General features: G+C 44.2%; 28 protein-coding genes, 1 tRNA gene and 1 pseudogene. 7 read left to right on the top strand and 23 right to left on the bottom strand.

Features of this window, described 5'->3' with window-relative positions; genetic code table 11:
- Positions 1 to 366: a VOC family protein gene (locus NSS79_RS11125; protein ID WP_342439407.1), complete on the top strand. Its 366-nt coding sequence runs from the start codon at positions 1 to 3 to the stop codon at positions 364 to 366.
- 126 nt (positions 367 to 492) lie between these two features.
- On the opposite strand, the gene NSS79_RS11120 is transcribed toward NSS79_RS11125, so the two are convergent.
- The 8 genes from NSS79_RS11120 to NSS79_RS11085 all read right to left on the bottom strand — a co-directional run bounded on the left by NSS79_RS11120 (position 493) and on the right by NSS79_RS11085 (position 9701).
- A complete protein-coding gene (locus NSS79_RS11120; protein ID WP_342440345.1) occupies positions 493 to 1725 on the bottom strand; it encodes an RICIN domain-containing protein in 1233 nt (410 codons plus the stop codon).
- A gap of 428 nt (positions 1726 to 2153) precedes the next feature.
- Positions 2154 to 4070 (bottom strand): ABC transporter permease, encoded by a 1917-nt coding sequence (locus NSS79_RS11115; protein WP_342439406.1) that lies wholly within the window; start codon positions 4068 to 4070, stop codon positions 2154 to 2156.
- Positions 4057 to 4842 carry an ABC transporter ATP-binding protein gene (locus tag NSS79_RS11110; RefSeq protein WP_342439405.1) on the bottom strand — a complete coding sequence of 262 codons (786 nt, stop codon included), beginning with the start codon at positions 4840 to 4842 and terminating at the stop codon, positions 4057 to 4059. Before NSS79_RS11110 ends, NSS79_RS11115 begins: the two co-directional genes overlap by 14 nt.
- 101 nt (positions 4843 to 4943) lie before the next feature.
- Positions 4944 to 5987 (bottom strand): sensor histidine kinase, encoded by a 1044-nt coding sequence (locus NSS79_RS11105; protein WP_342439404.1) that lies wholly within the window; start codon positions 5985 to 5987, stop codon positions 4944 to 4946.
- A complete protein-coding gene (locus NSS79_RS11100; RefSeq protein WP_342439403.1) occupies positions 5984 to 6667 on the bottom strand; it encodes a response regulator transcription factor in 684 nt (227 codons plus the stop codon). Before NSS79_RS11100 ends, NSS79_RS11105 begins: the two co-directional genes overlap by 4 nt.
- Before the next feature lie 101 nt (positions 6668 to 6768).
- Entirely contained in the window at positions 6769 to 8859 is a 2091-nt protein-coding gene (locus NSS79_RS11095; protein WP_342439402.1) for a serine hydrolase, read from the bottom strand.
- Between the two features lie 162 nt (positions 8860 to 9021).
- A complete protein-coding gene (locus NSS79_RS11090) occupies positions 9022 to 9288 on the bottom strand; it encodes a carboxymuconolactone decarboxylase family protein (protein ID WP_076110578.1) in 267 nt (88 codons plus the stop codon).
- Positions 9289 to 9308: 20 nt separating this feature from the next.
- Entirely contained in the window at positions 9309 to 9701 is a 393-nt protein-coding gene (locus tag NSS79_RS11085) for a tautomerase family protein (protein WP_342439401.1), read from the bottom strand.
- Between the two features lie 112 nt (positions 9702 to 9813).
- On the opposite strand from NSS79_RS11085, the gene NSS79_RS11080 reads away from it, so the two are divergent.
- Positions 9814 to 10704: a LysR family transcriptional regulator gene (locus NSS79_RS11080; RefSeq protein ID WP_342439400.1), complete on the top strand. Its 891-nt coding sequence runs from the start codon at positions 9814 to 9816 to the stop codon at positions 10702 to 10704.
- 304 nt (positions 10705 to 11008) lie between these two features.
- On the opposite strand, the gene NSS79_RS11075 is transcribed toward NSS79_RS11080, so the two are convergent.
- Positions 11009 to 11081: transfer RNA gene (locus tag NSS79_RS11075), tRNA-Lys, on the bottom strand.
- Positions 11082 to 11225: 144 nt separating this feature from the next.
- A complete protein-coding gene (locus NSS79_RS11070) occupies positions 11226 to 12530 on the bottom strand; it encodes an amino acid permease (protein ID WP_342439399.1) in 1305 nt (434 codons plus the stop codon).
- Positions 12531 to 12709: 179 nt separating this feature from the next.
- Between NSS79_RS11070 and NSS79_RS11065 the strand changes: the two genes are divergently transcribed.
- A complete protein-coding gene (locus NSS79_RS11065; protein WP_342439398.1) occupies positions 12710 to 13798 on the top strand; it encodes a low temperature requirement protein A in 1089 nt (362 codons plus the stop codon).
- A gap of 121 nt (positions 13799 to 13919) precedes the next feature.
- Here NSS79_RS11065 and NSS79_RS11060 read toward each other — a convergent pair whose 3' ends face one another.
- Complete coding sequence (locus NSS79_RS11060) at positions 13920 to 14825, bottom strand: pyruvate kinase (RefSeq protein ID WP_342439397.1); 906 nt, start codon at positions 14823 to 14825, stop codon at positions 13920 to 13922.
- A gap of 132 nt (positions 14826 to 14957) precedes the next feature.
- Between NSS79_RS11060 and NSS79_RS11055 the strand changes: the two genes are divergently transcribed.
- The 4 genes from NSS79_RS11055 to nfi all read left to right on the top strand — a co-directional run bounded on the left by NSS79_RS11055 (position 14958) and on the right by nfi (position 18299).
- Positions 14958 to 15845 carry a fructose bisphosphate aldolase gene (locus NSS79_RS11055; protein WP_342439396.1) on the top strand — a complete coding sequence of 296 codons (888 nt, stop codon included), beginning with the start codon at positions 14958 to 14960 and terminating at the stop codon, positions 15843 to 15845.
- 93 nt (positions 15846 to 15938) lie between these two features.
- Positions 15939 to 16628: a Crp/Fnr family transcriptional regulator gene (locus NSS79_RS11050; protein ID WP_342439395.1), complete on the top strand. Its 690-nt coding sequence runs from the start codon at positions 15939 to 15941 to the stop codon at positions 16626 to 16628.
- Between the two features lie 80 nt (positions 16629 to 16708).
- A complete protein-coding gene (locus tag NSS79_RS11045; protein ID WP_342440344.1) occupies positions 16709 to 17548 on the top strand; it encodes a DNA alkylation repair protein in 840 nt (279 codons plus the stop codon).
- A gap of 73 nt (positions 17549 to 17621) precedes the next feature.
- On the top strand, positions 17622 to 18299 hold the full coding sequence (gene nfi, locus NSS79_RS11040) for a deoxyribonuclease V (protein WP_342439394.1): 678 nt from the start codon (positions 17622 to 17624) through the stop codon (positions 18297 to 18299).
- 52 nt (positions 18300 to 18351) lie between these two features.
- Here the strand turns inward: nfi and NSS79_RS11035 are convergent, their stop codons facing one another.
- The 12 genes and pseudogenes from NSS79_RS11035 to NSS79_RS10980 all read right to left on the bottom strand — a co-directional run bounded on the left by NSS79_RS11035 (position 18352) and on the right by NSS79_RS10980 (position 26460).
- On the bottom strand, positions 18352 to 19038 hold the full coding sequence (locus tag NSS79_RS11035) for an Imm3 family immunity protein (protein ID WP_342439393.1): 687 nt from the start codon (positions 19036 to 19038) through the stop codon (positions 18352 to 18354).
- 179 nt (positions 19039 to 19217) lie between these two features.
- Positions 19218 to 19676, bottom strand: a complete 459-nt coding sequence (locus NSS79_RS11030) for an SMI1/KNR4 family protein (protein ID WP_342439392.1) — start codon at positions 19674 to 19676, stop codon at positions 19218 to 19220.
- Between the two features lie 19 nt (positions 19677 to 19695).
- Positions 19696 to 20139 carry an SUKH-3 domain-containing protein gene (locus NSS79_RS11025; RefSeq protein ID WP_342439391.1) on the bottom strand — a complete coding sequence of 148 codons (444 nt, stop codon included), beginning with the start codon at positions 20137 to 20139 and terminating at the stop codon, positions 19696 to 19698.
- A gap of 25 nt (positions 20140 to 20164) precedes the next feature.
- Positions 20165 to 20653, bottom strand: coding sequence for a hypothetical protein (locus NSS79_RS11020; RefSeq protein ID WP_342439390.1), 489 nt, complete (start codon positions 20651 to 20653; stop codon positions 20165 to 20167).
- Between the two features lie 44 nt (positions 20654 to 20697).
- Positions 20698 to 20928: an SUKH-3 domain-containing protein gene (locus NSS79_RS11015; protein WP_342439389.1), complete on the bottom strand. Its 231-nt coding sequence runs from the start codon at positions 20926 to 20928 to the stop codon at positions 20698 to 20700.
- Entirely contained in the window at positions 20925 to 21392 is a 468-nt protein-coding gene (locus NSS79_RS11010) for a DUF2004 domain-containing protein (protein WP_342439388.1), read from the bottom strand. The genes NSS79_RS11015 and NSS79_RS11010 overlap by 4 nt, the downstream gene beginning before the upstream one ends.
- A 198-nt stretch (positions 21393 to 21590) precedes the next feature.
- Positions 21591 to 21842 (bottom strand): annotated as a pseudogene (locus NSS79_RS11005) (hypothetical protein); the annotation flags it as partial.
- Between the two features lie 42 nt (positions 21843 to 21884).
- On the bottom strand, positions 21885 to 22100 hold the full coding sequence (locus NSS79_RS11000; protein ID WP_342440343.1) for a GH-E family nuclease: 216 nt from the start codon (positions 22098 to 22100) through the stop codon (positions 21885 to 21887).
- A 202-nt stretch (positions 22101 to 22302) separates the two neighbouring features.
- Positions 22303 to 23097 carry an Imm47 family immunity protein gene (imm47, locus tag NSS79_RS10995; protein WP_342439387.1) on the bottom strand — a complete coding sequence of 265 codons (795 nt, stop codon included), beginning with the start codon at positions 23095 to 23097 and terminating at the stop codon, positions 22303 to 22305.
- A 258-nt stretch (positions 23098 to 23355) separates the two neighbouring features.
- Entirely contained in the window at positions 23356 to 23556 is a 201-nt protein-coding gene (locus tag NSS79_RS10990; protein ID WP_342439386.1) for a hypothetical protein, read from the bottom strand.
- A 108-nt stretch (positions 23557 to 23664) separates the two neighbouring features.
- On the bottom strand, positions 23665 to 26019 hold the full coding sequence (locus NSS79_RS10985) for a M13-type metalloendopeptidase (protein ID WP_342439385.1): 2355 nt from the start codon (positions 26017 to 26019) through the stop codon (positions 23665 to 23667).
- Positions 26020 to 26187: 168 nt separating this feature from the next.
- Positions 26188 to 26460, bottom strand: a complete 273-nt coding sequence (locus NSS79_RS10980) for an SMI1/KNR4 family protein (RefSeq protein ID WP_342439384.1) — start codon at positions 26458 to 26460, stop codon at positions 26188 to 26190.
- Between the last annotated feature and the right edge of the window lie 25 nt (positions 26461 to 26485).

Genomic DNA, 26485 nt, shown 5'->3' with positions numbered 1-26485 from the left:
ATGATATTGAGCATGAATTGGATTACGCTCAGGGTGCGGGATCTGGAGGCATCCCTTAATTTTTATCACAGCATTCTGGGACTTCCGATTGACCGCAGATTTGAGAGCAGAGGAAGACAGATTGTTATGTTAGGCACGGAGGGGCAGCCCAAGATCGAGCTTATTCAGGGAAGCGACCCGGCTCTGAAGCCGGAATGCGGTGTGTCCATTGGGTTCGAGGTGGCGTCACTGGATGAGGCAATAGAGAGTTTCAAAAGCCAGGGTATCCCGGTAGCGCGTGGTCCGATCACGCCGAATCCACGCATATCGTTCTTTTATGTACTGGATCCGGACGGTTTCGAGGTACAGATTGCAGTGCACAGCTAAGCCTGCGTTTTCGTCTTTTCCCCATAGAGCAGAAGCAATAAAGCTGCACCCCGTCACAAGATTCATAAATTACCCGAAACGGGGCACGGCATTCAGACAAATTTGTTTCAGTGTCCTGCTAGGGTGTTAGTTAACTTTGGTAAACAACCACTTCTGAGCATCACTTCCATTGTCGGTCCATTGCTGGACCACTGCCCCATCTGCCGTAGAAGATCCGGATACGTCCATGGCCAGTCCACTCACTTTGGAAACAAGTTTGAAATATCCGCCTCCCGCATCCACGATTCTCCACCGCTGGGCATTGGAACCATTATCGTCCCATTGCTGAAGCTGTACACCGGTGGAAGTACTTGAGTTTGGGACATCCAATACTTTTCCGCTATGCAATGCTGTAAGCTTGTAGTATCCGTCACCTGTACTCTCTACCTTGAATTTCTGGTTATTGGCAGTGTAATTGGTCCATTGCTGCATTTTAGCTCCACTGGCTGTGGAAACGTCCACTACATCCAGCGCCTTGCCGCTCGCCTTGTTTGTTAAGGTATAAATACTGCCGCTTTCGATGTTTGGCGAAGTGGACGCCTGATACACGCGTACATAATCAACCAGCATTTGTGCCGGGAATGGAGTTGAATTGTCGGGACTGCCCGGCCAATTTCCGCCCACGGCAAGATTGAGCAGTATAAAGAATGGCTTCTGGTATTCTTCCGTATTTCCAGTTCCGTTCTCAATATAGAAGGCATTATATTGGTTGCCGTCTACAAACCACTTAATATAATTTGCATCCCACTCAATGCTGTAGACATGGTACTGGGAAAAATCCAAATTGCCGGATACCTGTCCATACTCAGCATGTCCATTGGCATCCCAATGCACTGTGCCATTAACAAAGGCATTATTGTTCACACGCTCCATAATGTCGATTTCCCCGCACTGAGGCCAATGCGCCGAATCGATGTTCGTTCCAAGCATCCAAAATGCCGGCCATATTCCCTGCCCTGAGGGCAACTTGATTCTCGCTTCGATTTTTCCATAGGTAAAACTTTTTAATCCTTGTGTCTTTATCCTTGCAGAGGTGTAATTCTTTCCGCCATAGGATTCTTTTAGTGCAGTAATGACGAGATTCCCCCCGGTAACTTTCAAGTTCTGCGCACGGTTGGTGTAGTACTGCAGTTCATTGTTTCCCCCGCCATCGCCGTTAACTTCGGCAGACCAATTGCCAGTATTCAGAGAATTCCCGTCGAATTCGTCGCTCCATACCTGATTCCAGTTAGAAGCTGCATTTGAATGCCCAGCGGGTACTAAAGAAATCAAGAGTGTGAACAGAAGTAATAGAACCAGAACTTTTCCCCTTCTCAACATCATCTTTCCCTCCTCTTAAAATGAAAGTTTTAATAGGACGCAGGAAAACAGACGGTAACAGTCTACCCATGATCAGCCCAGTAATATCACCTCACTTATTTTCTCTTATTTCAATGCACGGCGCGCGCTCCGCACATTTGAAACCCGGAATAGCCAGAGCATAAATAAGCGTTTTCCACACTGTATAGGTGCCGACACCTTTGGAGGGGGGCAGTCGAATCGGCTTAGACTATTGTTATTCCAACCGGTTTCGTATATAAACGCCTGTTGACTTCGTTACAGGGGTAGTTTCACAGGAAAATATGTAAGCGCAAACATTTTGTATAAACCCATTATAAACCGGTTTCGGTTCATTAATCTACCTAAATTTTGTACAATTTTCAAAAAAATAGTGGATATAATGCAGGAGCTCGCACAACTTACTAGCCTTAATGCTGAGACATCTTCACAATCCGGCGATAATAAACAACAGTGAGCACAGCGAACAGAAAATAGATGAGCGTATATACCGACATGGCAATAGCTGCCGGGAAGGTGAGGTTAGATAAAGACAGCGCAGAAGCCGCTTTTACGGCGAAGATGGAATGCAAAAGCCCGATCGCAAGCGGTATCGCGAATACAAACATCTGCTTGCGGATAATGCCGCCCATGATCTCACGCTCTCCGAATCCGAGCTGCCATAGAATCGTATAGCTATCCCTCTCCTGCTCCGCCTCTGTCATTTGCTTGAAATACAGAATACTGCCCGTAGAGATCAGGAAGATCAGGCCGAGAAAACCTGCTATGAAAATGATCAGCCCGAATTTTCGGAGCGACCCTTTATAAAAGCTATCGAAATCGGGATTGCCTCCCTCTTCCTTGACATATTTCGCATAGATACCAGCTGCCGCTGCACGCTCATTCTTATCCGCAATTTGGTAAGTGTCGATCACAATCGCTTCATATGCAGGCGAAGATGGCATTTGCTCACGAATAGCCCTTATCGAGGCCAGCGGCATCACAAGCTGATGGCCGTGTAAGCTGAAATTCATGGCATAGCGATCATTTCCCCGTATTAATTGTATGTTGGCGTGAACCCCACTTGCCCCGAAATCAACAGCTTGTGGAAAAGTAACCGGAAACGGCTGCTTGCTTAGCGCCTTCTTGAGGCCAGTGTACCAGACGGCCTCCCCCTGTCCTGGGACAATAATGTCTGCACCGCTTGCCTGCAATTGTTCTGCCGCGAGCAACAACAGGCTGCGTCCGTCCCCTTGCCCTATACTGATCGTGCCAGGCAGCCGGACAGCCTCAACCGGTCGATGAGCAAACGCAATTCCGGCCTTCTCCAGCTCAACACGAAATGACTTCGCAGCCCGCTCATTATTGGCAAAGATAACGTCGTAAGGCAGCATTGCTCTAGACTCACTCTCCGCCGAATAGTACAGCGAATAAGAGATGGCTACCATCGTCAGCGTCATCGCAGATAGAATGGTAATCAGGGTGAGCGAGTTCGCATTCCCCTTCATGCGATGCATGATCGGGGCTAGCGACAAACTGTTTTTTAGCCCGAGCTGTCCATCCTTCCCCTTTCGTATCCGGAAGAACAGCCAGCCTATCGTCACACGAAACAGCAAATAGGTTCCAAGTATGGTCGAGGCAAGAATCACTAGCACCTGCTGGAACAGATTCTGGCCGAGGGTTTGGCTGGAGAGCAGATAGCCTGTAACGATCAGTCCAATCCCAAGCAGCCCCATCAAAGCGGACAAAACAGTCTTCGGCTCTTGCGGATAATCGCCCTGCTTGTCCGCCTTGAATAGATCGAGCAGCGTTGAGCGGTAAACCTTGAACAGCATTTGTACCATGGTAAGGCCGATAAGCACAGTAAATACGATGACGGTCTGCAAGGCGGCTCCACTCGAGAAAGAGAGGGTTACAACGCTTTCTATACCGATCAGTTTCATCAGAATAAGCATAAAAATCCGCGCCACAAGCGCTCCCCCAACTATTCCGGTCAGGAGCGCCCCCATCCCCAGCAGCGCACTCTCCGTGATGAGCAACCTTGCTACCGCGCTGTGCGTCAGCCCCACCAGCTGATACAGCCCGATTTCCTTGCTGCGCCGTTTCAGAAAAATGCTGTTCGCGTAGATCATGAATACAACTACAATCGTGAGCACCAAAATTCCGGCCACATCAAACACCAAAGTAAATGGAATATCGCCGAATGATGCTGCCATTACCGATGAGTCATTCTGCAATGTGGCAAACACGAAATAAAGGGCTGTACTGAAAATTAGTGCAAAATAATATAAGTAGTAATTTTTAATATTTTTCCGCACACCACGGATAATCAACTCAAACAGTGTCAATATGATCACCCCCGAGCACGGCCTGCACATTCAATATATCTTTAAAGAAAGCTTGCCGTGTCTTGCTGCCACGGTACAATTCGGAATACAGCATTCCGTCCTTCAAAAACACAACTCGGCTGCAATAGCTCGAGGCCACAGGATCATGAGTCACCATCATAATGGTAATATTTTGCTGCCCGTTAAGCTCCTCCAACATTCCCAACAGAGAGGAGGCCGCCTTCGAATCCAAAGCACCTGTCGGCTCATCCGCAAAAACGATGGAGGGCCGGTGGATTAATGCGCGTGCAGCAGACGTCCGTTGCCGCTGCCCCCCGGAAATTTCATTCGGATATTTATGGGCAATCTCCCCGATGCCAAGATCTGCAGCCATGGCCTGAAAATCAGCCTCCACCGCTGCTTTCTTCATCTTATCGAGGGAAAGGGGAAGCAGGATATTCTCTTTTACCGTCAACGTATCAAGTAAGTTGTAATCCTGAAAGATGAAGCCCAGCTTCCTGCGCCGAAAAGCAGACAATTCGCTATTTTTCATAATCGAGACGTCCGTATCTTCGACGAGAATTTTGCCTTCCGTCGCTTTATCAATGGTCGCCAACACTTTGATCAAAGTCGACTTCCCCGACCCGGACGGCCCCATGATTCCGACAAACTCACCTTCCACTACACGCAGGTTGATGCCCTTCAGCACCTGCTGAACATTTCCCCTGACACCAAATGATTTACGGACATCCTGCGCATGCAGCACGGTTCTCAGCCCATTGTTTTGATTCATCTCCATAGCCTCCACTCTGATATAACCTTCATTTTAGAGAAACAGGCCATGCCCGTCGCCCGTATCAGATGACAAGCAGGAGGTTCTACGTGACAATATTATCATATTGAAGTCCGGACAGATTCGAACGCATTGATCGCGGTGAAGGTCATCTGCATAGCCGTTCCTGATTGGGGCTCCGACTCTACCGTTAACCTAATCCCGATTTTATCCGCAACAGTTTGAGCTAAATAGAGCCCCAGTCCAGTTGCCGCATTTTGCAGTCTGCCGTTCCCACCGGTAAAGCCTTTATCGAAAATACGCGGCAAGTCATGTGCGGCGATGCCCGGTCCTTCATCTCTAATCGTTAATCTGACAGGCCCATCCTCTATGGCTGTAGTTGAAAGTACAATCATTCCGCCCTCCGGGCTATATTTAACCGCATTCGTCAATATTTGACGGATAATAAAACGGCACCATTTGCGGTCCGTTCTAACTAAAGTCTCTTCGCCTTCAAACTCAACAGCTATATTTTTCTCCATACACCAGGAGCTAAGCTCACGTACTTCCAGTGCAGCAAGCCGCTGAATTCCCGTCTGTTCCAACACATAATCAGCCTCAAGTGTCGGCAAACGCGAAATGTATAATTGCTGGTCGATTAGTAAATGAATCCGCAGCCATTCCGATTCGATTTTACGCATCGCCGGATGGTCTCTGTTGGCATCGATGGTTAATTTCACCGCAGTCAGCGGCGTCTTCACCTCATGCACCCAGGCAGCGATATAATCCTGCTCCATAGATCGGGCAGAATGGCTCTTCGATATTTTATGCCAGTACCAGTGGTCCACTGCCCGTAAGAGCTGGTTCGTCGCCTCCTCCTGATACAAATAAGTTGAAGGCAAGGTTTCAACCCAATCCTCATGGATCCCTTCAGCCAGTTCAACCAGCGCTCGCGAATACCTCGTTTCTTTGCGAAAACGCCACCCTAGGAAAACGATCATCGCCAGAATTAGCAGCAGGTTTAAATAGAGCATCGAATTGCCCCGGATGGAAATACCATTATCGATCCAGATCAGCAAATCTACAAATAACAATGAGAACAGGAAGAACACAATCCAGCTTTTCCTGTCATACAGATAGCGGAGGAATAAACGTTTCCCGCTCATAACGTACACGCCATATATCCAAGCCCTTTTTTTGTTATAATTGCTTCTTCCAGTTGGAAAAGCGCCAGCTTTTGACGCAGCCGCGTTATGTTCGCTGTCAGCGTATTGTCGTTGACGAAGGTCTCATCATCCCACAGCTTGCGGATCAGATCCTGGCGTAAAATCACTTTATCCTTCTCCTTGACGAGCACCACCAGAATAAAAAATTCGTTCTTGGTCAATAACACGTCCTGCCCATCCTTGCGGATCAGGCCACGCTTCATATCAATAATGGTGCCGTTCCATTCGATAAGGTCATCAGCTTCCTCTCTGTAAGCATAGGTCCGGCGGAGAATCGCTTGTATTTGCGCGAGCAGCACGTCTATATGAAACGGCTTTTGAATATAATCGTCCGCCCCCATATTCATCGCCATCACCATATCCAGCGGATGATCGCGCGAAGATAGAAAGAGAATCGGCACTTTTGACACTGCCCGAATCTCCCGGCACCAGTGAAAACCATCATACATTGGAAGTTGTATATCTATGATGACCAGCTGGGGCTGCACTTTAATGTAGGTGCTCATCACATCATCAAATCGCTCCGGTCCCGTGACATGAAACGACCACTGCTCCAATCGTTCCTTTAAGGAAGCAAAAATGGCCTCATCATCTTCGATAATAAATATATTAAAATCCATATCGGCGAACTCCCTTCCGGCTGTTGCTCCTTCATCATACCATTCCGTGCTTCCATACAAAAAGGGGAGGCAAATGAATCGCCCCCCCCACTGTAATGAACTTATTGCGGAAGCAGCATCGTGAACAGCAAAGCCGCCAGTTCCTGCTTGTTCAACGCCCGCTGAGAGCCATAATCGAACATGCCGTTCGATTCGGTCACCTCCGGTCCATGCAGCTTCCAGATGACCGCAGAGCTGACAGCATCGGCAGCCCATTTCGACGTGCCCGGTGCAAGGACAGCCGTGGAATCCGGCACCCTAATTCCCGTTACAGTAAGCAAGCGGTAGACGATAGCCGCAGCTTCTTCGCGAAGAATCGGACGGTCCGGTTCGAACAATCCGCTCCCCGTTCCATTCAGCATACCGGCCTCGACAGCGGCTTGAATATCCTTTCGGTAGGGAGAACTTTCAGTATCCTTGAATACAGACGGATTTGAAGATTCAGGGATGCTCCATATCGCGTTAAAAGTATGGATGAACGCTCCACGGGTGACCGTTTGCGTAGGCTCAAATGGCTGTGACAAATCTTCCGTTAAGAAGCCCAGTGACTTTAAGCTAAGAATGTAACTGGCATACGGATGATCGGCCGATACATCCGGGAATTCGGCTGGATCCTCCGGTATTTTGGCCGCATAGCTGAATAAATTAGAGTATTTCATATAGAGGATACGGCCCTCGGCATCCGCCTTGAAGGCTAGAGGATTCCCCTCCTCATCAACGAACAGCAGCTCGCCGGTCTGCTTCAACTGGTGACGGCTGAGCATATCGCTCACCATTAGAGTGCCATCTCCTGCCACTTCGACTTTGGTCAACAGTTTAATCCGCAAATCGGAGTACAGGCCTTCAAACTTGGCAAGGTCTTCCGCGGACTGTACCTTGAAACCCTTCGCTTCATACGGCGATTTGCCACTCGCATAATAATGATTCATAAAAGCGGTAAACAGATCATTACGCAAATCCTGATTCGTATTGTAAGAAACGAAAACACCCGTTTTACGGTCAGGCAGAATCCATAGCAGCGAACTATAGCCCAGAATGTCGCCACCTTTGGAGATCACTGTTTCACCCTTCGTTTTGGCCGGAAGAACGGGTGACTCAAAGCCATATGTCATATCCGGCAAATCCGGATGGATGGCTATCTGATAAGCCGACATCGCCTTCACCGATTCAGGTGACAGGATAACCGTGCCGTCCGCCGCACGGCCATCATTCAGAAAAGCTTTCATAAACAATGCCATATCGGAGGCGGTCGATAACATGCTGCCCTCCGGCCATTCACCCGGCGAAAAACCATACACCGGAATAACATTGCCCTCCGCATCATAAGAAGTTACAAGCCGGCGGGTCAAATCTTTGGTCATGCTAAAGCTGCTTGAAGTCATACCGAGCGGCTTAAACAGATGTTTTTGCACATAACTCCCGAAGGATTCTCCACTTACCTTCTGCACAATGTATCCTTGCAGCCTGGAAGCAAAATTATCGTACATATAGGACGTTCCCGGCTTGCGAACAACAGGCGGGAACACATCGTAGATGCTTTCTTTTAATGAAATAGGTTTCTGGGAAGGGTCAAATAAATAGCTGGCATCCGTAGGTTCGCGTACTTCAAAACCGGTCGTATGCGTCAACAGATGCTCTATCGTTACCGGTGTATCGAAGGGATTTGTTACTTTATAACCATCCAGGTACTTTTCAATGTTGTCCTGAAGCGAAATTTTCCCTTGATCGACAAGTTGCATAATGGCTGCGGCTGTAAATACTTTAGAAACGGAGCCGATCCGGAAGGTACCCAGGTTGGCATCAACCCGTGCCTTCGACGTTTTGTCAGCTACGCCGTAACCTTTGGAGACGAGCACCTTCCCGTCTTGAACAACAGAGATCGCAGCCGATCCGGCTTTTTGCTTTATGGCATCCTGGGCAAAAAATGCGTCAAGAAACGCCTCAACTTCCTTCGCATCACGGGGCCCGTTCTTTAAATCTCCCGGGGCAGCGCTGCTGAGTGCGGCAACTTGTTGGACCGAGGCTAAATGATCTGATGGCTCAGACGGCTGAGCATACGCGCTTGCTTCACCGGCAAGAGTCAGCATCAGCAGAGCGGCCAGCATGCCGGACGTGCGGCGGGTTTTGTTATTCTTATTCTTATTCTTACTCAACGAAAATCCTCTCCTTGCTTCCCTTAAATTTGGGCTTAACCCAAGTCAGATCGAACAGGCAGTTCCAACCAACACATTAATTGTATGGTTAAGCGCAAACCCTGTCGTTCGATCCAGGTGATAAGCAGGAGGGGGTTTGTTACATTGTTGTCACTTTGGGAATCACTTTCTAGCGAGATGAGTTATCGCTTCGATCAATTCTTCCTCGGATAGACCGTTCTCCCGGGCCAGACGGATATGAAAGGGCAACTGCCCGGTAAGTCCACCAGCGACTAGCGCCGATACCGTAAGGAGACTGCGTTCCCGAAGCGATAGTTGCTCTCTCCGCCATACCTCCTCGAAGAGCACTTCTTCCGAATAGCGGGCAAACGCTGGGGCAATCTCCCCAAAGGTTTCAAGGGCTTTCGATGCAATTTTACGATGCTTCATTCCATTCCCCTCCTTTCCTTCTATGGACGTTCAATCATTTGTGCGATGCCACTACCAAACGTCCAGTCCTCAAATTCCGTATCGACCAGCACGACGAAGACGTCTTCCTTCCTGATGTGGAGGGTATTCGATAACAGTTGAGCCAACTTGCTGTAAAAGCTCTTTTTTTGCTCCGTGCTTCTTCCGGATTTGAGCGTGATTTGAATAAAGAGCAGTCCATCCGTTCGCTCTATGTTCAAGTAATTCGGACTATAGTAAAACTCACTTGCTTTGTGTGCATGGAATACTTGAAAAAAATCATCCTCAGGTACGTTAAAATGCTCAACTAGAGCACTCATGATATCACGGCTAATAATGGGTAATTGCTCCGCATCGTATTTATTTTCCATGTAACTTACCCTGACGAATGGCATGTTCACTTCACTCCTTTAGCGCGATTTATCCTTATTGTACTCTCCACCTCTTATTCTGTATAATTGAATTAAATGATACAAAAATTCAATTTTTCCGATGGAGATATAGACTATGGACTTAAAGGAACTCACTACATTTCAGACTATCCTTCAAGAAGGAAACTTCTCCAAAGCCGCCGCAAAACTGAACTACGCACAATCTACGATTACGAACCAGGTTCAGCGGCTGGAGAAGGAACTGGGCATCAAGCTTTTCAAACGAGGCTGGGATTCAGAGCTCACCGCTGCCGGGCAAATATTTGCAACAGAGATCGACAAGCTGATTCAACACTGGAACTATGTAGCAGAACAGGCCAAAGCTTTGCAAAAAGAGGAGATCGGCACTCTCAGTATCGGAGGGCTGGAATCGTTAACAGAGCAGGTACTGCCAAACTCGCTAAAGCGGTTCCGCGACAATAAGCCCAATGTATCCTGCCACTTCGTAATCGGGAACACAACCTCTCTGTCCCGTTCACTGCTTCAGAATGTATTGGACTTTGCCCTATGCGGAGAACCTGCCGAGGCGGCTTCGTTTCACTTTGAGCCACTGTACAACGAGCGTATTTCTTTCATCGCAGTGGACAACCACCCGTTGGTGGGGAGAGACGGAATCTCTTTTGAAGAATTACTGGGTTATCCAATCATTTCCGGGGGAACTACCTGTTTATATTATTCGCGGTTATCGAAGCAATTTTCCCGTTACACTGAAACTCCATTTCTGTATACAGTAAGTCAAATCTCAGCCATTGCGGGGTTCGTCCAGCAAATCCCTTCCTCCATAGGAGCCGTTCTCGATTCTACGCCATTACCGCCAAATGTTGTGAGAATCCAAGTTGAACTGAAGGATTCCGCCATTCCGGTCGGCCTGCTGCAAGCACGCAATGATGAGTATATCTCCTCTTCCAAGAAGCTTTTGATGCAATATATAAAAGAAGAGCTGGAGCATGATCGACGCCGAAATTAAACGCAAAAAAACACGCCGGTATTTGACGTGTTTGGTTCGCTTGTCCCATAAGAGCAAGAGCTTTGGAGTCGCTTTGTATGTGTCAACCGCCCTCTCGCAAAGGATGCGGTCTATCTCTGCCCGTAATACCTTAAAGCCGCCGCCCTTAAAAGCGGCTATTGCCTAGAGAGTCGTGTTGACGCACGGCTCTCTTTGCATTGTACGTCTTTTCTATCCAAACTATACCACGATTCAAAACCAAATAAAAAGCCACTCCACTACCCGAACAGCAGAAAAAACGGCATCTCTGCCGTTTTTTCTGTGATGGACTCTCAGGGACTCGAACCCTGGACCAATTGATTAAGAGTCAACTGCTCTACCAACTGAGCTAAGAGTCCAAATAGATGTCTAATTATTCGAATTCCACTAGACTAGAATCTTTCAAAAAAAGAAATCATCTTTAAAAGACGCTTTAATATCATATAACTTTATATTTCTTCTGTCAAGAAAATTATTACTCAAGTTCTTTCATTATTTTAAAACTACCGGTTTTTGCGGGACAGCACATAGTAGACCGGGAGTCCGGCCAGCGTAATGCCGATACCCACAAGAGAACGCAGCGGATCACTCACAATTGTGCTGGCCAGAATATAGATCCCGCCTGCCACCCCTAAGATAGGGGTAACCGGGTAGAGTGGCACACGGTAACGTCCTTTCTCCTGCGGCAGTTTTTTACGCAAGATGAACACACCAAACACACCCATTGTAAAGAAAATCCACAACACAAACACCAGCAAATCCGTCAGCGTATTAAAGGTTCCCGAGAAAATATAGATGACCGCCAGCACACTTTGAAAAATGAGCGCATTGGCTGGAGTCTGGAACTTGGGATGGATGCTTCGGAGTACCCGGGAAAAAGGAATCTGATTCTTCTCCCCCATTGCCTGAGGCACCCGCGCCGCGGTCATTAAATACCCATTTAGCGCACCAAGTACAGACACGATAATCCCCGCAGTAATGAAAGCTCCGCCGCCGCTGCCAAACAAAGCCTCGGCTGCATCAGCCCCAGGAGTCTGAGAAGAAATGATCTGATCGTAAGGCAGCGCCTTGAAAATTGCAATATTGAACAACACATAAACGGCGATCACGAACATCACACCAATGGAGATGACCTTCGGCAGGGTCTTGGCCGGATCTTTAATTTCACCTGCCATATTGGTCACGCTGATCCAACCGTCATAGGCCCATAATGTGCCCAGAACCGCCGCCCCAAAGCCCGCACCAGTCGCAGTAGCTCCAATCCCTCCAAAGCCGGGAGCCAAATCCGAGAATAAACCTACTCCTACGATACCTGCAACCGGAATCAGCTTCCCAACAGTCGCAACCGTCTGAATAATACCGCCGAATTTGGTCGCAATGACGTTCATGAGGAGAATGAATGCCAGAATGGACACCGCCAGCAGCTTCTGCTGCCATTGATTGAGCGGCAAAAAGTATCCGGAGTATGTGGCAAACGCTATCGCCAGCGCCGCAACGGAGGCCGGATAGGAGATTACAGCCTGCACCCAACCCAGCAAATAACCGAATACCCCGCCGTACAGTTCACCTAGATAAGTATAGAGACCTCCTGACTTAGGAATGGCGGCTGCGATTTCCGCCACGCTCAGCGCCGAGGCCAGCGTTATGATTCCTCCAATCCCCCAGGCCAAAATACTCATCCATGCCGTACCGGCATGATTCAGCACAATACTAGGCTTCAGAAAAATCCCCGATCCGATGATCATCCCCACCACAATGGCCAGAGCTTCAATGAATGTTACAGTTTTTGTTAGCGGCTTCGTATTCATAGTGAAATTAAAAGTCCTTCCTGTGTTTACGCGAAAATCACGTATATATAGTTTACGACATAACAGCTAAAGGGTCTAAATATTTGCTTATTTTTTAAGTAATTCCGTGCTAATATATTCTGATGAAACGTCACCAGTCTCCACACCTATTCTGCAGAATCTGAGGGGGCTTCCTAACAATGCATGAGAAAAAGGTTTCTTGGCTAGAGCTTTTTTACGATTTGCTATTTGTAGCTGCTGTTTCCAAAGCTACCCATGTATTACTGCATGTCGAGCATAACAGTATTTCCGTTGAGCATCTGGTGAAATTCATCCTGATTTTCGTTCCGATTTGGTGGGCTTGGGTAGGGCAATCCGTATACATCAACCGATTCGGCCGTGACAGCAATGCGCAACGGCTCTTTATGATCGTGCAGCTGTTTTTTGTTTTGATCATGACCGCCAGTCTTGATGTGGACTTTGATGCAAATTATTTGCCGTTTTTTGTCGGATATATCAGTTTAAGGAGCTTAACCGCCGTCCAGTATGTGCTCTCTTCGCGGACAGAGGCTGCACATAAACAGAAAACAGCCCGATTCTTAGGAGCCTCCTTTGGGCTGGGGATCGTTATCTCCTGCGTTTCCCTCTTTTTTGACTCCTCAGTACGGTATTTGTTTCTATATGCAGGCATTGCTGTGGACATTATTGTACCTCTGCTCGGACGAAAAATTTTGGTCAAGACGCCGATTCATACTGCGCATTTATTAGAACGATTTGCGTTGTTCACCCTGATTCTGCTTGGTGAGTCGGTAGTCAGCATGCTGTCTGTCCTGCAATCCTATAAATTCACAGGATCTTCTGTTTTATTTGCAGCCCTGGCTTTTCTATTAGTGATAGCCATCTGGTGGCAATACTTCGAGAATGTGGAGAAGCACGTAGACAAATCGAAACAAACGGCAGGACAGAGCCTCATATACGGGCACTTGTTTATTTATTTTTCACTCAGTATGATTGCCGCTTCCATACAACTTCTCTTTATAGATCAATTGGAGTACGTCTTTATGCTTTGTTTTGCCTTCGGCTCTGTGCTGATCTATTATATTTCCGTGATGTTCATACTCTATCAGTACAAATTCAATCATCTTAGACCCAGCTTCACCGTTGTTACTCTGTTAACCGGCATTCTGTGTGCCCTGTTTACCCTGGACCTATTTATAGCGGCTTCTCCACATCTTATATTAGGCGAGTTGATGTTGTTCTTCATCATATTTGCTAAAGCAACGGCTTGAAATAGGTTATCACCTAAACGGCGGTTGAGCGAAAACACAAAGCAGCGAATCTCCAATAACCGGGAGACCCGCTGCTTTGTTCGCCTTTCGGATTCTCGGGACGATTTCCGCCAGCCGCTATTTATTTTATGTGTCCCTTATACAGATTATCAAATAGGGACTCGGAGCAAATCTCCTCCAGTGAAAAACCGTTTTTCCCTTGCTCTCGCATGTTCTCTGCAAATTTGGCTATCGTATTCAGGGCTCTTGTGCTCTGCACAGGATAATGACCAACCGAGCTCTCAGCTGACAGCATCACGGCATCGCTCCCGTCCATTACGGCCTGAGAGACATCTGTTACCTCTGCGCGCGTCGGAACCGGATGATCGACCATGGATTGCAGCATTTGGGTGGCCGTAATTACATAGGTCTTCGACAGGCTGCACTCGCGAAGAATCGCTTTCTGAATAAAGGGGATCCGTTCAAAAGGCAGCTCCACGCCAAGATCTCCGCGCGCAATCATGATCCCCTCGGACGCCTCCATGATGGATGGAAAGTTACGCACGGCATGAATAGTTTCGATTTTAGAAATAAGGCCAGGTTGACTATATTTCCCCAGTGAAGCTACAAACTCTCGAATTTCCTCCAAATGCGACGCCTCAAGCTTGACTTCCCCGTCATTGATTAAAATAGTTGCTCCTTGTAAAATATCTTCCATTACACCAGGATTATCGAGCGCTGCGCGTTCCCGGCTCCCCGGTTCATCAGACTGGTCAAGGATAAACGTTTGACCCTCATCTAAGCGAATCGCGTCCCCTTTTACGTTCTTCAGACGGATTTTCGGTCCTTGCAAGTCACCCATAATCCGTACAGGCTGTCCCGATTCGGCAGCGGCTGACCGTAAAGCTTCGATTACCCGCTCATGCTCTTCATGGCTTCCGTGCGACATATTGAGCCGGGCAGTCGTCATCCCGCTCAGCAGCAATTCCTTGAGAACCGCAGGAGAAGAACTAGCCGGACCTATCGTGCAGATCAAATCAATACTCATGTGAACTCACCTCTCATACTTGATTGGCTTCCCTGTCTTTTCCTTTAGTTTGCATTGTTCGTTTAATCTAACTAAACTATACATGATTGAAACAGTTACCATTCACTTTATGAAAGGGAAGGGGAAGCGACCATGAATACGAAACAATTGAACCGGATTCACACGGGAAAGGGCTTCATTGCGGCTTTAGATCAAAGCGGTGGAAGCACGCCTAAAGCACTGCTGCAATACGGTATTCAGGAAGACCGCTATTCCAATGAAGAAGAGATGTTTGAACGGGTTCACGAAATGAGAACACGTATTATCAAGAGCTCAGCGTTTGATTCCAAGCACATTTTAGGTGCTATTCTTTTTGAGAACACGATGGATCGTTTCATTGACGGGCAATTAACCGCCGATTATCTCTGGGAAGAGAAAGGCATTGTGCCTTTTTTGAAAATCGATCAAGGTCTGGACGAACTTGAAAATGGGGTTCAGCTCATGAAGCCTATTCCCGGATTGGATGACCTTCTGAAGCGCGCAGTGCAGAAAAACATCTTCGGAACCAAGATGCGCTCGCTGATTAAGGAAGCAAATCCCGAAGGCATTCAAAAAGTTGTCGAACAGCAGTTCACCATTGCTAAGCAAATTGCTGGTTATGGCCTGGTGCCGATCATTGAACCGGAAGTGGATATCCACAGCGCAGATAAGGGACAAGCTGAGAAGCTTTTAAAACACGAACTCTCTACTCAATTATCCGCCCTTGGCAAAGATGTAAAGGTCATGCTAAAACTGTCCATACCGACTGAGGACAATTTCTACAGCGATTTGATTGAAGATCCGCATGTGGTACGGGTCGTGGCTTTGTCTGGAGGCTATTCCCAAGCTGAAGCCAATGATAAGCTGGCACATAACCATGGACTGATCGCCAGCTTCTCCCGCGCTTTATCGCAAGGGCTCAGCGATCAGCTATCGGACGATGAATTCAATGTTATGCTCGCAAAATCTACACATGATATCTACGAAGCCTCCATTACCTAAGGGTGGCTATCGGACACAAAATAAACCCCGGGCTTTTATGCAGCCCGGGGTTCATTTATACGGCAGAGCCGTATTACATGCCAAGGAGGATTCATGGATAGCATCCAGTATTTATCCCAGTTTAATCTTCTGAATAATCTGTCCACTGAGGACTTAATGGAGATGGAGGAGATGACTTCCATTACAGCAGTCCCGGCGAATACGTTGCTCCAGACACCGTCGACATTTACAGAAGGGTTGTTTTTTGTCAAAAAGGGCAAGGTTCGCCTTTACCAGCTGAGCAGCACAGGCAAGCAATTTACGCTCGATATTCTGAGTGAAGGAAATGTTTTTGGCGAAATGGCCGGCATCTCGCTTGGGACAAGAGAGCTTTTTATAGACACGCTGGATGACTGTGATATTTGTCTGATGAATAAAGACCGCTTCGAAGGGTTCCTGCTGAGCCGGCCCCGTTTCATGTTGAACCTGATACAGACGTTAAGCAGCCAATTTAATGAAATGGGCAGTCTGATGTTGCAGTTGGCACTTGGGGATTTGCGGTTTAGGCTTGCGCATATTCTGCTGCGTTTGTCCCGCAGGTTCGGCTGTGAAGAGCAGGACGGATTATCCAGGATCAACCTGTCCTTATCCCACCAGGAACTCGCCAACATGGTTGGAGCCACCCGTGAGGCAGTAAGCGGCGTCTTGCGGCAATGGAACAGGGACGGCCTGGTCCAGACAGGCTTTAAAACGGTCCGCATCCATCCGGAGCGACTTGAGAATTTGATATCAGATTGTCTTTAAGCTGTAATCTGCATTACATCCTCCATGCGGTTGCTCAGGGTATTTTAAGGAAAGCAACCCATGAGGAGGTCCTTTTTTTGATGAACGAAACGGCTTCACTTCCCGCAGATATCCTTAATCGCAAAGGCGCCAAGAAGGCTGCGGATATTCCGCTAAATGTGCTGGAACTCTTAAATCAAGGTTTTATTGAGAGCGTTAATCTGACAGAATGGCTGGCAGTGGATCACCGGGCGTTATTGTCCATTGTGCTGAACACTTCCGGTCTTTCACATGAAGCAGAGGTAATGCTGCCAGCTTTAAATAAGCTTAAAGAAGACAAGCCGATGAAGATGATTCCGGCCATTGCAGCGCAGTGGCTTCGCCTGCTGAGCGAGTTGCCCGAGACCGGGCGAGGCCAATTGTTCGCTATGCTAGCGTCACACCGCTCCGACAGCGTCCGTTGTTGGGCGGCTTATATCGTCGGAGTCACTCCAGGTATGGATATTGCCGGCATACTGCAGCATATCCGCCCGTTTGCTGCCGATTCCCATTTTGGAGTGCGTGAGATTGCCTGGATGGCGGTAAGAGCCCACATCTCAGCCAATCTGGAGGCAGCCATCACCCTCTTGGCGAAATGGGTCCGGGACGAGGACGCAAATATCCGCAGATTTGCCGTGGAGTCGACACGTCCCCAAGGCGTCTGGGCAAAACATATACAAGCCTTGAAAGAAAACCCGGCACAGGGGCTTCCGCTCCTTGAACCCCTTCGTTCCGATCCGGTCAAATATGTGCAGGACTCGGTGGCCAATTGGCTGAATGACGCCAGCAAAAGCCAGCCGGATTGGGTGCTGCAGCTTTGCTCCGACTGGCTGGACGCCTCTGACACAATGGAAACGAAACGTATTACTGAGCGGGCGAAACGGACCCTTACGCGTAAGTAAAGCCGTGACGCAGTTTGCATTTTCTAAAAACAAATCTCTGTATATTCTAATGTTCGAAAATGAGGGATACAACATGGAACCACTATTAAACCATTCATGGATTCTAACCGAAACGGAAGCAATAATATTACAGCAAAAGTTATCCTTAAAAGTTATAAAAGAAGATCAATTTGCTGAAATTCGTTATATCGCTGGAGTAGACGTGGCATATAGTGAACAACGTGACTTGCTGATCGCCGCAGTAGTCATTTTAGAAGCAAGTTCATTAGACATAGTAGAATCAATGGTAGTTGAAGATTCTGTTCAATTCCCTTATATCCCCGGACTGTTTTCGTTCAGGGAGCTTCCCCCTTTAGTTAAAGCATTTAAACAGATCAAGACCTCTCCTCAGTTAGTTGTCTGTGATGGTCAGGGGATTGCGCATCCGAGGCGATTTGGTCTGGCCAGTCATTTAGGTGTTCTATTTGATATTCCTACAATTGGTTGTGGAAAAACCAGGTTATTAGGAGAGTATGATGAACCCAATTTAACAAGAGGATCTATTTCACCACTGCAAGATCAAGGAGATATTATCGGAAATGTTCTTAGAACACAGAATAATGTTAAGCCTATCTTCGTCTCCACTGGTCATCGTATTTCATTAGATACCGCTTGTGAATGGGTTCTACACCTATCACCCGATTATCGTTTGCCAGAGACAACACGTCAGTCAGACCAACTTGTTAAAAAGGCTTTAGCAAGTATCGAATAAACTTTATTCAGGGCGGATTACCGCCCTAGATATGTTATCCTGTCTTCATTTTCTAGGCCCCGGTTAACATCAACAAGTTGCTGATTCGGATAGACAGATCTACCTTCTCAGCTTCTGTTAACTGTTCACCTACATCATTTATATCGAACTGTTCCAGCTCTTTTCTGATTTCTACAAATTGTTCCTTTCCCTTAATATCATATCTAATTAGCAACTCTACAAGCGTAGTTTTAACAACAATATTTTCGCTAAGCGTATTCGTACATTCACGTTCAAAACGCTCCAATACTTTCTCTATCATTTCATTTTTATTTTCCACTTCATTAACAATGATCCCAAAGTAGTTCTTAACTTCTTTCTCCATTTCATGGTAATACCATCTTGTGTAGGGGCTATAATCTACTGGAATATTATCAATTTCATCTAATACCATATCTCTGCGCTCTAATATGTCCTTATACTCATCTGGAGTTGTTTCAATTTGAAGCTTATGTAAATCTAAAGAATTTAATGCCTCAACTATTCTTTCTTTTGCTTTAATAAATATTTTTGAATGCGTTAAGCAGATTCTCCCTTCTGAAATATATACAACAGCCTTCTCCATTTCCCCTCTACTTTGTACACCAAAATATGCATCAGCTGTACAGGCAATGGCTTCAGCATCGCTCATCTTCTCGCTTTTATAATCAAAATATATCTCATAAAACGCACCAAATAATGCTTCATAATTTCGTCTCACCTATCTGTCTCCTTTCTAGCTATACACAATGCAAGAAAAGACTTACCCCAGCTCAAATTTGGAGTGGAGTAAGTCCGCCAGGGGGAATTTTGACCTACTGTGCTATGTGCTATCTATTAATCCTCAGGGAATAAATTTGGAAATCTATCTTGGTCAAGATATTCCTTATAAAAATACAATCATTCTGGCTGGTACAGTGAATTCACAAACTCACCAAAACTTGAAGATACTAGTTTGACGAATTCGGGTCTCAGCTCATTGTCCTCTTCGAAATAATCCATATCACAGAAATAAACTTTTCCTTGATCCTCCTCATTAACAGAAAGACATATTAGACTATCTGCAGGGTCTATTCCAATAGGAATAAAGTTAGGAGGGATTATTGCTCCACCATTATATTTTTTAAAATAATCTTCTAGATTACTCTCCGTTTCTTTGCTAAGTGGCAGAAATAACATAATAGACGATGTGATTTTCTGATCTCTTGTTTCAAATCTTCTGCGAACTGTCTTACCTCCGTTACGATACATTAAAAAATTCTTATAATCATCTGGCAAGACAATACTATACGTTTCTTCAAAAGTTTTTAATTCTTGAAGTTGAAATGGTTTAAATGTTGACTCAAATTCTATGTTCACAAAACTCCCCCCAATATTCTCATTCCTCACTAATTACCTTTAACTCTTTACTCTCACATAAATTATGTATAGCTTCATATATATTATCGCCGAATTTCCAAATATAATAATCATCCATAATGCCATATACTTTCCCTGTTTTAGACATAAACATAGTTGCATTCTCGTCATATGCCAATCCGATTACAACTAGTTCTTCTCCTATGATTGTTTCATACCTGCTATAGTGTTTCCTTTCGATGCCTTCCCTTAAAAATTCAGGACCTATCTGGAAGTTATCTGATTCATCACTGGGCACTGAATACTCCAATCCACCGAATTGTTCAAATGCCTCCTTGGCAAGATCAAATACTTCAAACCCTTTTTTCACCAAAAAGTTTATTGTTGGGCTAATCGCTACTTTCCTTTCAGGATACCAGCCAGCATCCTTTAATATATCAATAGTTCTTTGTGAAAAAGTCATATGTTAACCTCACTCAGTTTCTTGTTTAGGCAAAGTAAGCAATAAGTCTTCCTTCGTCCGGGTAATCACCATCCCACCCGCATGGAAAACCACCAGCCTTATAGATTTTAAAAACTTGTTCATAAAAATTTTCAACCACACCATTTATTGCACGATTGATCGCACAGTTTCTCAAGTCCACTACAACAGTTTCAAAAAAATCATGATAGGGGCCAGTTATTTGACTTCTAAGACCATCCGCTATTAATCCAGTTAATTCATCCAAACCCCTAGGTTTTTGGGAAGAATCTAATTTATATAACTTCCCCTTAACTTTTCCCATTTCAAGTTGTCTTATATCAGACCAAGTATACTCATCTTCACCAAAAACTTCAGTACCGGCTAGCCTTTTCGCCTCTTCATATTGATTAATTGTAACGATATTTTGGGCTTTCGCTATTTTCGGGAAATCCATAATAGAATTAGAGAATTGAATAACTTCCTCTACTAAATTGCTGTATATTCCGTTCTGCATAACTTATCAATCCACCTTTGCCACAAGTCTATCTGTTCCCGGCGTCATATCTCTTCTGGTTTTCTAAATAAACTAAAGGTTTCCAAACTTCCATCGGGATGCTTAAATTTATATTCGATTCCACCAAATACTCTTAGTGCATCAATCACTGAATCGAATACTTGATACCCCATTGCTTCTAAAAACTTTACCGTCTTGCTTAAATCAACCTTATTATTTGGGTTCCAGCCTGCTTGTATCAGTGTTTCTCTGACATCAGATGATAAGTTATTCAAATCGCAACATCCTGATAGCCTACTTCAGTTACTTTTTCATTCAATAAACGAATTCCCACTCCATTCTCTATATCCCAGGTACAATCAAAAAGTATTCCGATATCTCGGCCTTCATAAATCCCTGCATATGAAACAACAATTCCAACCAAAGTAATCATCTCAAGAAGTTGGCTGGTTGTTTCAACTAAGGGATAATACTCATTAAATTCAATATCATAACCCAGTTCATATCGTTTTTGTTGGTAATAGTCTAAAATGGGTTGCAAGAAGCTTTGCTGTAATTGCTGCCAGTTTTGCATTAATGATTGATATGCTGTATATTGATCTTCATCAAACTTGCCATCTTCTTCACCATCGATCATCAATGCAATCTCAGTTTCTTTTCCAAAAAAATGAATCGTAGTATCCTTAGCCCAAGTATAGTTATACTCAATTTCACCAAAAATCGGATCGTTTATTGTCATTTTAAAATCTCCTCTTTTTATTTGCCGCCGATGATGATTCTGTAATCCTTACCTGTAATAATAAACTCGCTATTTAATTCAATGGATACGCCCTCATATTTTTCGCTAAGTATTTCTTTAAGTTTTAACTTATCTAACCCTTCCTGAACATATAAAAATAGGTCTTTAATATTTCGATTTATAGGGTCTAGGTACACTTAACAGATAGTCCTTAGCTTTAGCAAGCTCCCCACACTCGAACAAACTCTCTCCAAGTCTCAGTAAAATAAATGGATTTGAAATCCCATCTGGACGGTTTAAAGCATTATAAAAATTACTTTTGGCCATTTCATAGCTATTGTTATGAAAATAAGTGTCGCCTAATGCTGTATAAATCCATGTACTTGTTTCCCAGTTGTTCTTCGGTAACGGAACCAGTTCCAGAGCGGCAGTATAACTCTCGATAGCTTTATATACTTGATCATCTAGTTCCATTAGCAGTCCCTCCAATGATTATTTATCTGGTGGCAAATAGGTTTCAGTTAACTTCGCATCTGCAGGTCGGTTCAAACTATAATGTACTATTACATAGTTATCGGAGTTAAGCATCCATTCCCTAACTTCTGGGGACTTTGCACCATAATATCTCCCCGTATTGCTCCACCACGAGACAACGTCAGTTAGATGAGCCATGGCTGCTTGATCTAGAGGACAGTATTTTCCATGAATTGCTCAAATTCCTATAAAACAACAAAAAAAACAGGTCAATCATGGTGGTATCTTACCATAATCGACCTGATCATCGTAACGCTATTGTTAAGTTATATGTGTTGTTAGTTGAATGATGACTTCATTTGGCACTGGGTAGCCCTCATTCTATCAAGGTTTATTTCACATCATGTTATCACAGAGGGTGTCTTATAACCATACATTATACTTTAAGTCCGTAAAAATACTTATGTCCCTTCTCCCAGTTTTTCTTTGAAAGTCCTTCGACATAATTAATAAAAACTTTATAGTTGTCAGCATTTATTACTGTGTGGTAATCGCCTGGCACTTTCTCCCCAGACCAAATCGATAGTAAGGATGGAACTAACTCCATTTCAAGACGCTGTCCGGTATTAGCGGCAATCATAACTCTTTCAATTAATTTTTTTGCTAAATCACCAAGAAATACAGTTTCTTGATTATAGTAATACTTCTCCGAGTTACAACTGTTAATGTACTCCAAATAATAATGATTAATCTCTTCCACGGTTGCACCATCACCTAAATGCTCTTCAAATTCAATAAAAGCATCTATCGAATCCCTTATAATGATCGACGTATCATTAATTTCATCCCAATCTTCAAGTAATGCTAATAGATATGGAACAACTTCGAGAGAAAGCGTTGTAACTGCCGCTAACGCAAATGTATGAACCACCTCTTCTGTAGCATTTTCTAAAAACAGATGATTGTTCGAGTCTCTTAAATCTTCATGCGTACAAATTGAGCAAAAAATTTGAATGCAGAGATTTAATACTGCTTCATCTTCAGAATGATTTAACAAGTGAATTAAGAGTGTTTTTTGCGTAAAATCTCCTAACTTGAAAAGCTCCACGAGTTGGAGTATAATACCTTGTTCCGTCTTTGAACGTAAAATGCTTTCTTTAATATCCGAAATATTGGAATTTGAGATTTCACCGTACCAACTGCTATTCATAAGGTGCGTATAGTTTGCCATTTTCCACCACCCTTTTATTTTTCCCTTCGTCCAGTATCCATCTGCCATTTTAACACTTTATTTTTTTTGAAAACAGTAACTTCAGTATGCTGAGAATTCACCAAAGTGTATGATTCCATTTTCATCCTAGTCAATACTTCGACATTTTTTTTACCATCACCATTTTCATGGTGAAAAAACAATTAAAGCTAGGGCACTGCATACTTCTTCCTATTTTTTCAGCAGCATTCCCCCCCGATTATACTGCCTAAGCCTACATTAACCTGAGAATCCGTCCGTCCAGAATGATGTAACCCTGCTACTCACGTACTCCCGGGCTTGCTGACAGTTATCAGGAATTCCATCAATTAACTCGTATAATGCGCGGGCCTGTGCTATAGACCGTACCTCTTTTCTGCTTTCTGCACTGGTTGCTGTTTCTTTCTGTTCTGCTGTCACAACCTGTACACGTTTTGCCATTTGTTTCATCCTTCTTTGATTTTGGGTATGTAAAAAAGCTCATTCCTACTCATGGTTCAAGTGGGAATGAGCTTTGGATAGTCCATCAAGTTTGTGCCAAGTTATACTCTACCAGATACTCACACGCTGCTCTGGCGCTACATACATCATATCTTTTTCTGTAATTCCATAGGTATCATAAAATTCTTTAAAGCTGGCAACTGTGCGATTCACACGAATTTTGTTAGCGGAATGTGTATCATTGCTAGAAAGATAAGCAACCACTTCCTTATTCATTGTAGTACGCCAAATCGTTGCATATCCTTCAAAGTAAGCTTTGTAATCAGCATTTTTCGTTTGAGACAATACTTGCAAGGAGGCGGCCATACCACCAAGATCAGCAATATTTTCGCTCACAGTCAAGCTACCGTTATTATATACACCAGGAATGACTTCCAGTCCGTTATAATAAGCAATCACTTGCTCCGTTTTTTCTTGGAACTTCTTATAGTCCTCAGGTGTCCACCAGTTTACAGCATTTCCATTTTCATCATAGGAAGAGCCGAGATTATCAAATGCATGGCTGATTTCATGGGCAATCACCATACCAATTGCACCTAAATTTGTTTCGTGCTTCGCATTAATATCATAAAATGGTGCTTGAAGAATACCTGCTGGGAATACAATTTCATTATTGAGTGCGTTGTAATAGGCGTTAACATTGTAAACACTCATTTGCCATTTACTTTTATCCACAGGTTGGCCCAATGTTGCTACTTCTGTTTTCCATGATGCTTTGCGAATAGCTACAAAGTTATCAAATAATGTTCCACCCTCTTTAATGGATACGATGGATACGTCTTTAAATCTGTCATCCCATTTATCAGGATAACCGATCTTGTAGGTCATTTTATCTAGCTTCAGCATAGCTTTAGCTTTAGTGGTTTCAGACATCCAGTCGAGCGCCTTAATACGCTCCTTGTACACCGCAATAAATTCCTTCACCATTTTTTCCACGTCTTGCTTCGCTTCAGCTGTAAAATGGCGTTTTGCAAACATTTGACCTAAGTAATCACTCATTACACTTTGTGTTAATTGAATTGCAATTTCATCTTGTGTTTTTTGACCTTGAATACCAAATAGATTAGCTTGGAAATCCAACGATGCTTGTTGCAACTCTTCACTTAATACGCTACTGGTATTAATAAGCCAAATCGCTTGCATATAGTTTTTAAAATCTTGCACATGCTCATCAGTCATTAATTGTGAAAGCTTATTGGCTTGCCCCTTGTCCATTACAATTATTTTATCCACGGAACCAAGCTGTAGCTGCTTCAAATAATTAGCCATATCCAGTGAAGGGAACAGCGCAGCAAAGTCTTGGATCGCATATGGATTATAATATTTATTTACATCATTCTGGTCTTGAATGTCCATCGTTGCTGCTGCTATTTGCTTCTCAAACTCATACAATGAGTTTGCCTTTTTCTCGGCAACTTCCTTGCTGTCACCAGCAAGTTGGTATAACTTGCTCAAATACGAGACATACCCTTGTTTTGCTTGAGCATTGTTAGAAACATAACTCGTCTTGTCTAAAATCAAGCCTACACCTGCATAATATAATGCATTAATATCACTTTTTTTAGCATCTGCCATGATACCAAATGATAAAATAGAGCCAAAGCCGAGCTCTTTCTCCATCTTCAAGCCTACATTCATTACCTCCTGGATTGTAGAAGCTTGATTCAAGGATGTAATATAAGGTGCAATTGGCTTAATTCCCAAAGCATTACGATGCTTTAAATCTTGTGCATTCGTATAAAAGTCTGCAATTTTCTGTTCTACTGATCCTTTAGCATGTGTGTCCTTCACAACTTCTTGCAGCATATCTTTAATTCGTTCTTGATTTTGTTTATCCAATTCGTTAAATGCACCGTTGGTCATTTCTCCAGCATCAATGGTAGATGCATTCAGCCACTTTTTATTTACAAACTCATAATAATCATCACGAGGGTTTGTCCCCTTTAACGCTACCATTCTTTTAACTAGTGCAGTTAATTGTTCAAGTGTAACTTGATCCTTAGCTCCAAGTTTGCCATCCGTATAACCGTTAACGATACCTGTCGCAGCAATTTCAGTCATCTCAGCTTGTGCCCACACCGGGATGTCACTAAAGGAAGACGCTATATTTAAGCTACGTGAATCGTTTCCCTGCGGCTTCGGTAGGTCTGAGAATGCTCTACTTAGCATAATTAATGCTTCGGCACGTGAGACATACTCACCACCTTTGGTTTTGCCTTGAGCATCCCCCTTCAAAATGTCTTCTTTCTTCAAGCCAGGGTTATAATCATCTGCAACATTTAATAAATAAGTAACAACCTCTTCTCGTGTCATTGCTGCTTTCTCATCCTTAGCTAGTGCATGTGGCGCTAGTGAAGTAAGTATCAAGGATGAAGACAACAAAAATGCTAATAATTTCTTCAAAGCTTCCCCTCCTCGGATAAAATAAAATCTAATTGGTATTATTTTCATATATCATTTTGTTATTACGTGGTGTTCGTTCTGAGGTTTCACTTTGCTATATGTCAGTATTAAGTTACATATTGGGATTAATCAACAGGCTTGGGCTGGTAACTATATTGCTTCGCTAAACTACTTTCCTATTAAAATGATGGCGCTAATATATCCAATAGCTAAATAACCCTGAGCGTATTCTGAAACCTCATATGTTTGATTTCTTTCAAAAATAACATCAGTACCAAAAATTATGACACCTTCTTTTGTTTCAAAGCCGTTAGTTAACTTTAGGAGATCCCTAAATACTTTGGGGAATTTGAACCCTATTTCTATCTCGATCCTGTTGATTTCATTTTCATCAACTGCAGGATAAAGATTAAAAGTTGATAAAGATTGTAGATTTATCATTTAAAGCCTCCTAGTCCAACAAAGA

The organism is Paenibacillus sp. FSL L8-0436, from assembly GCF_038593025.1.
Taxonomy (GTDB): Bacteria; Bacillota; Bacilli; order Paenibacillales; family Paenibacillaceae; genus Paenibacillus_AQ.
Note: the sequence above shows the minus strand (reverse complement) of the source record. Positions and strands in the feature narration are given on the sequence as shown.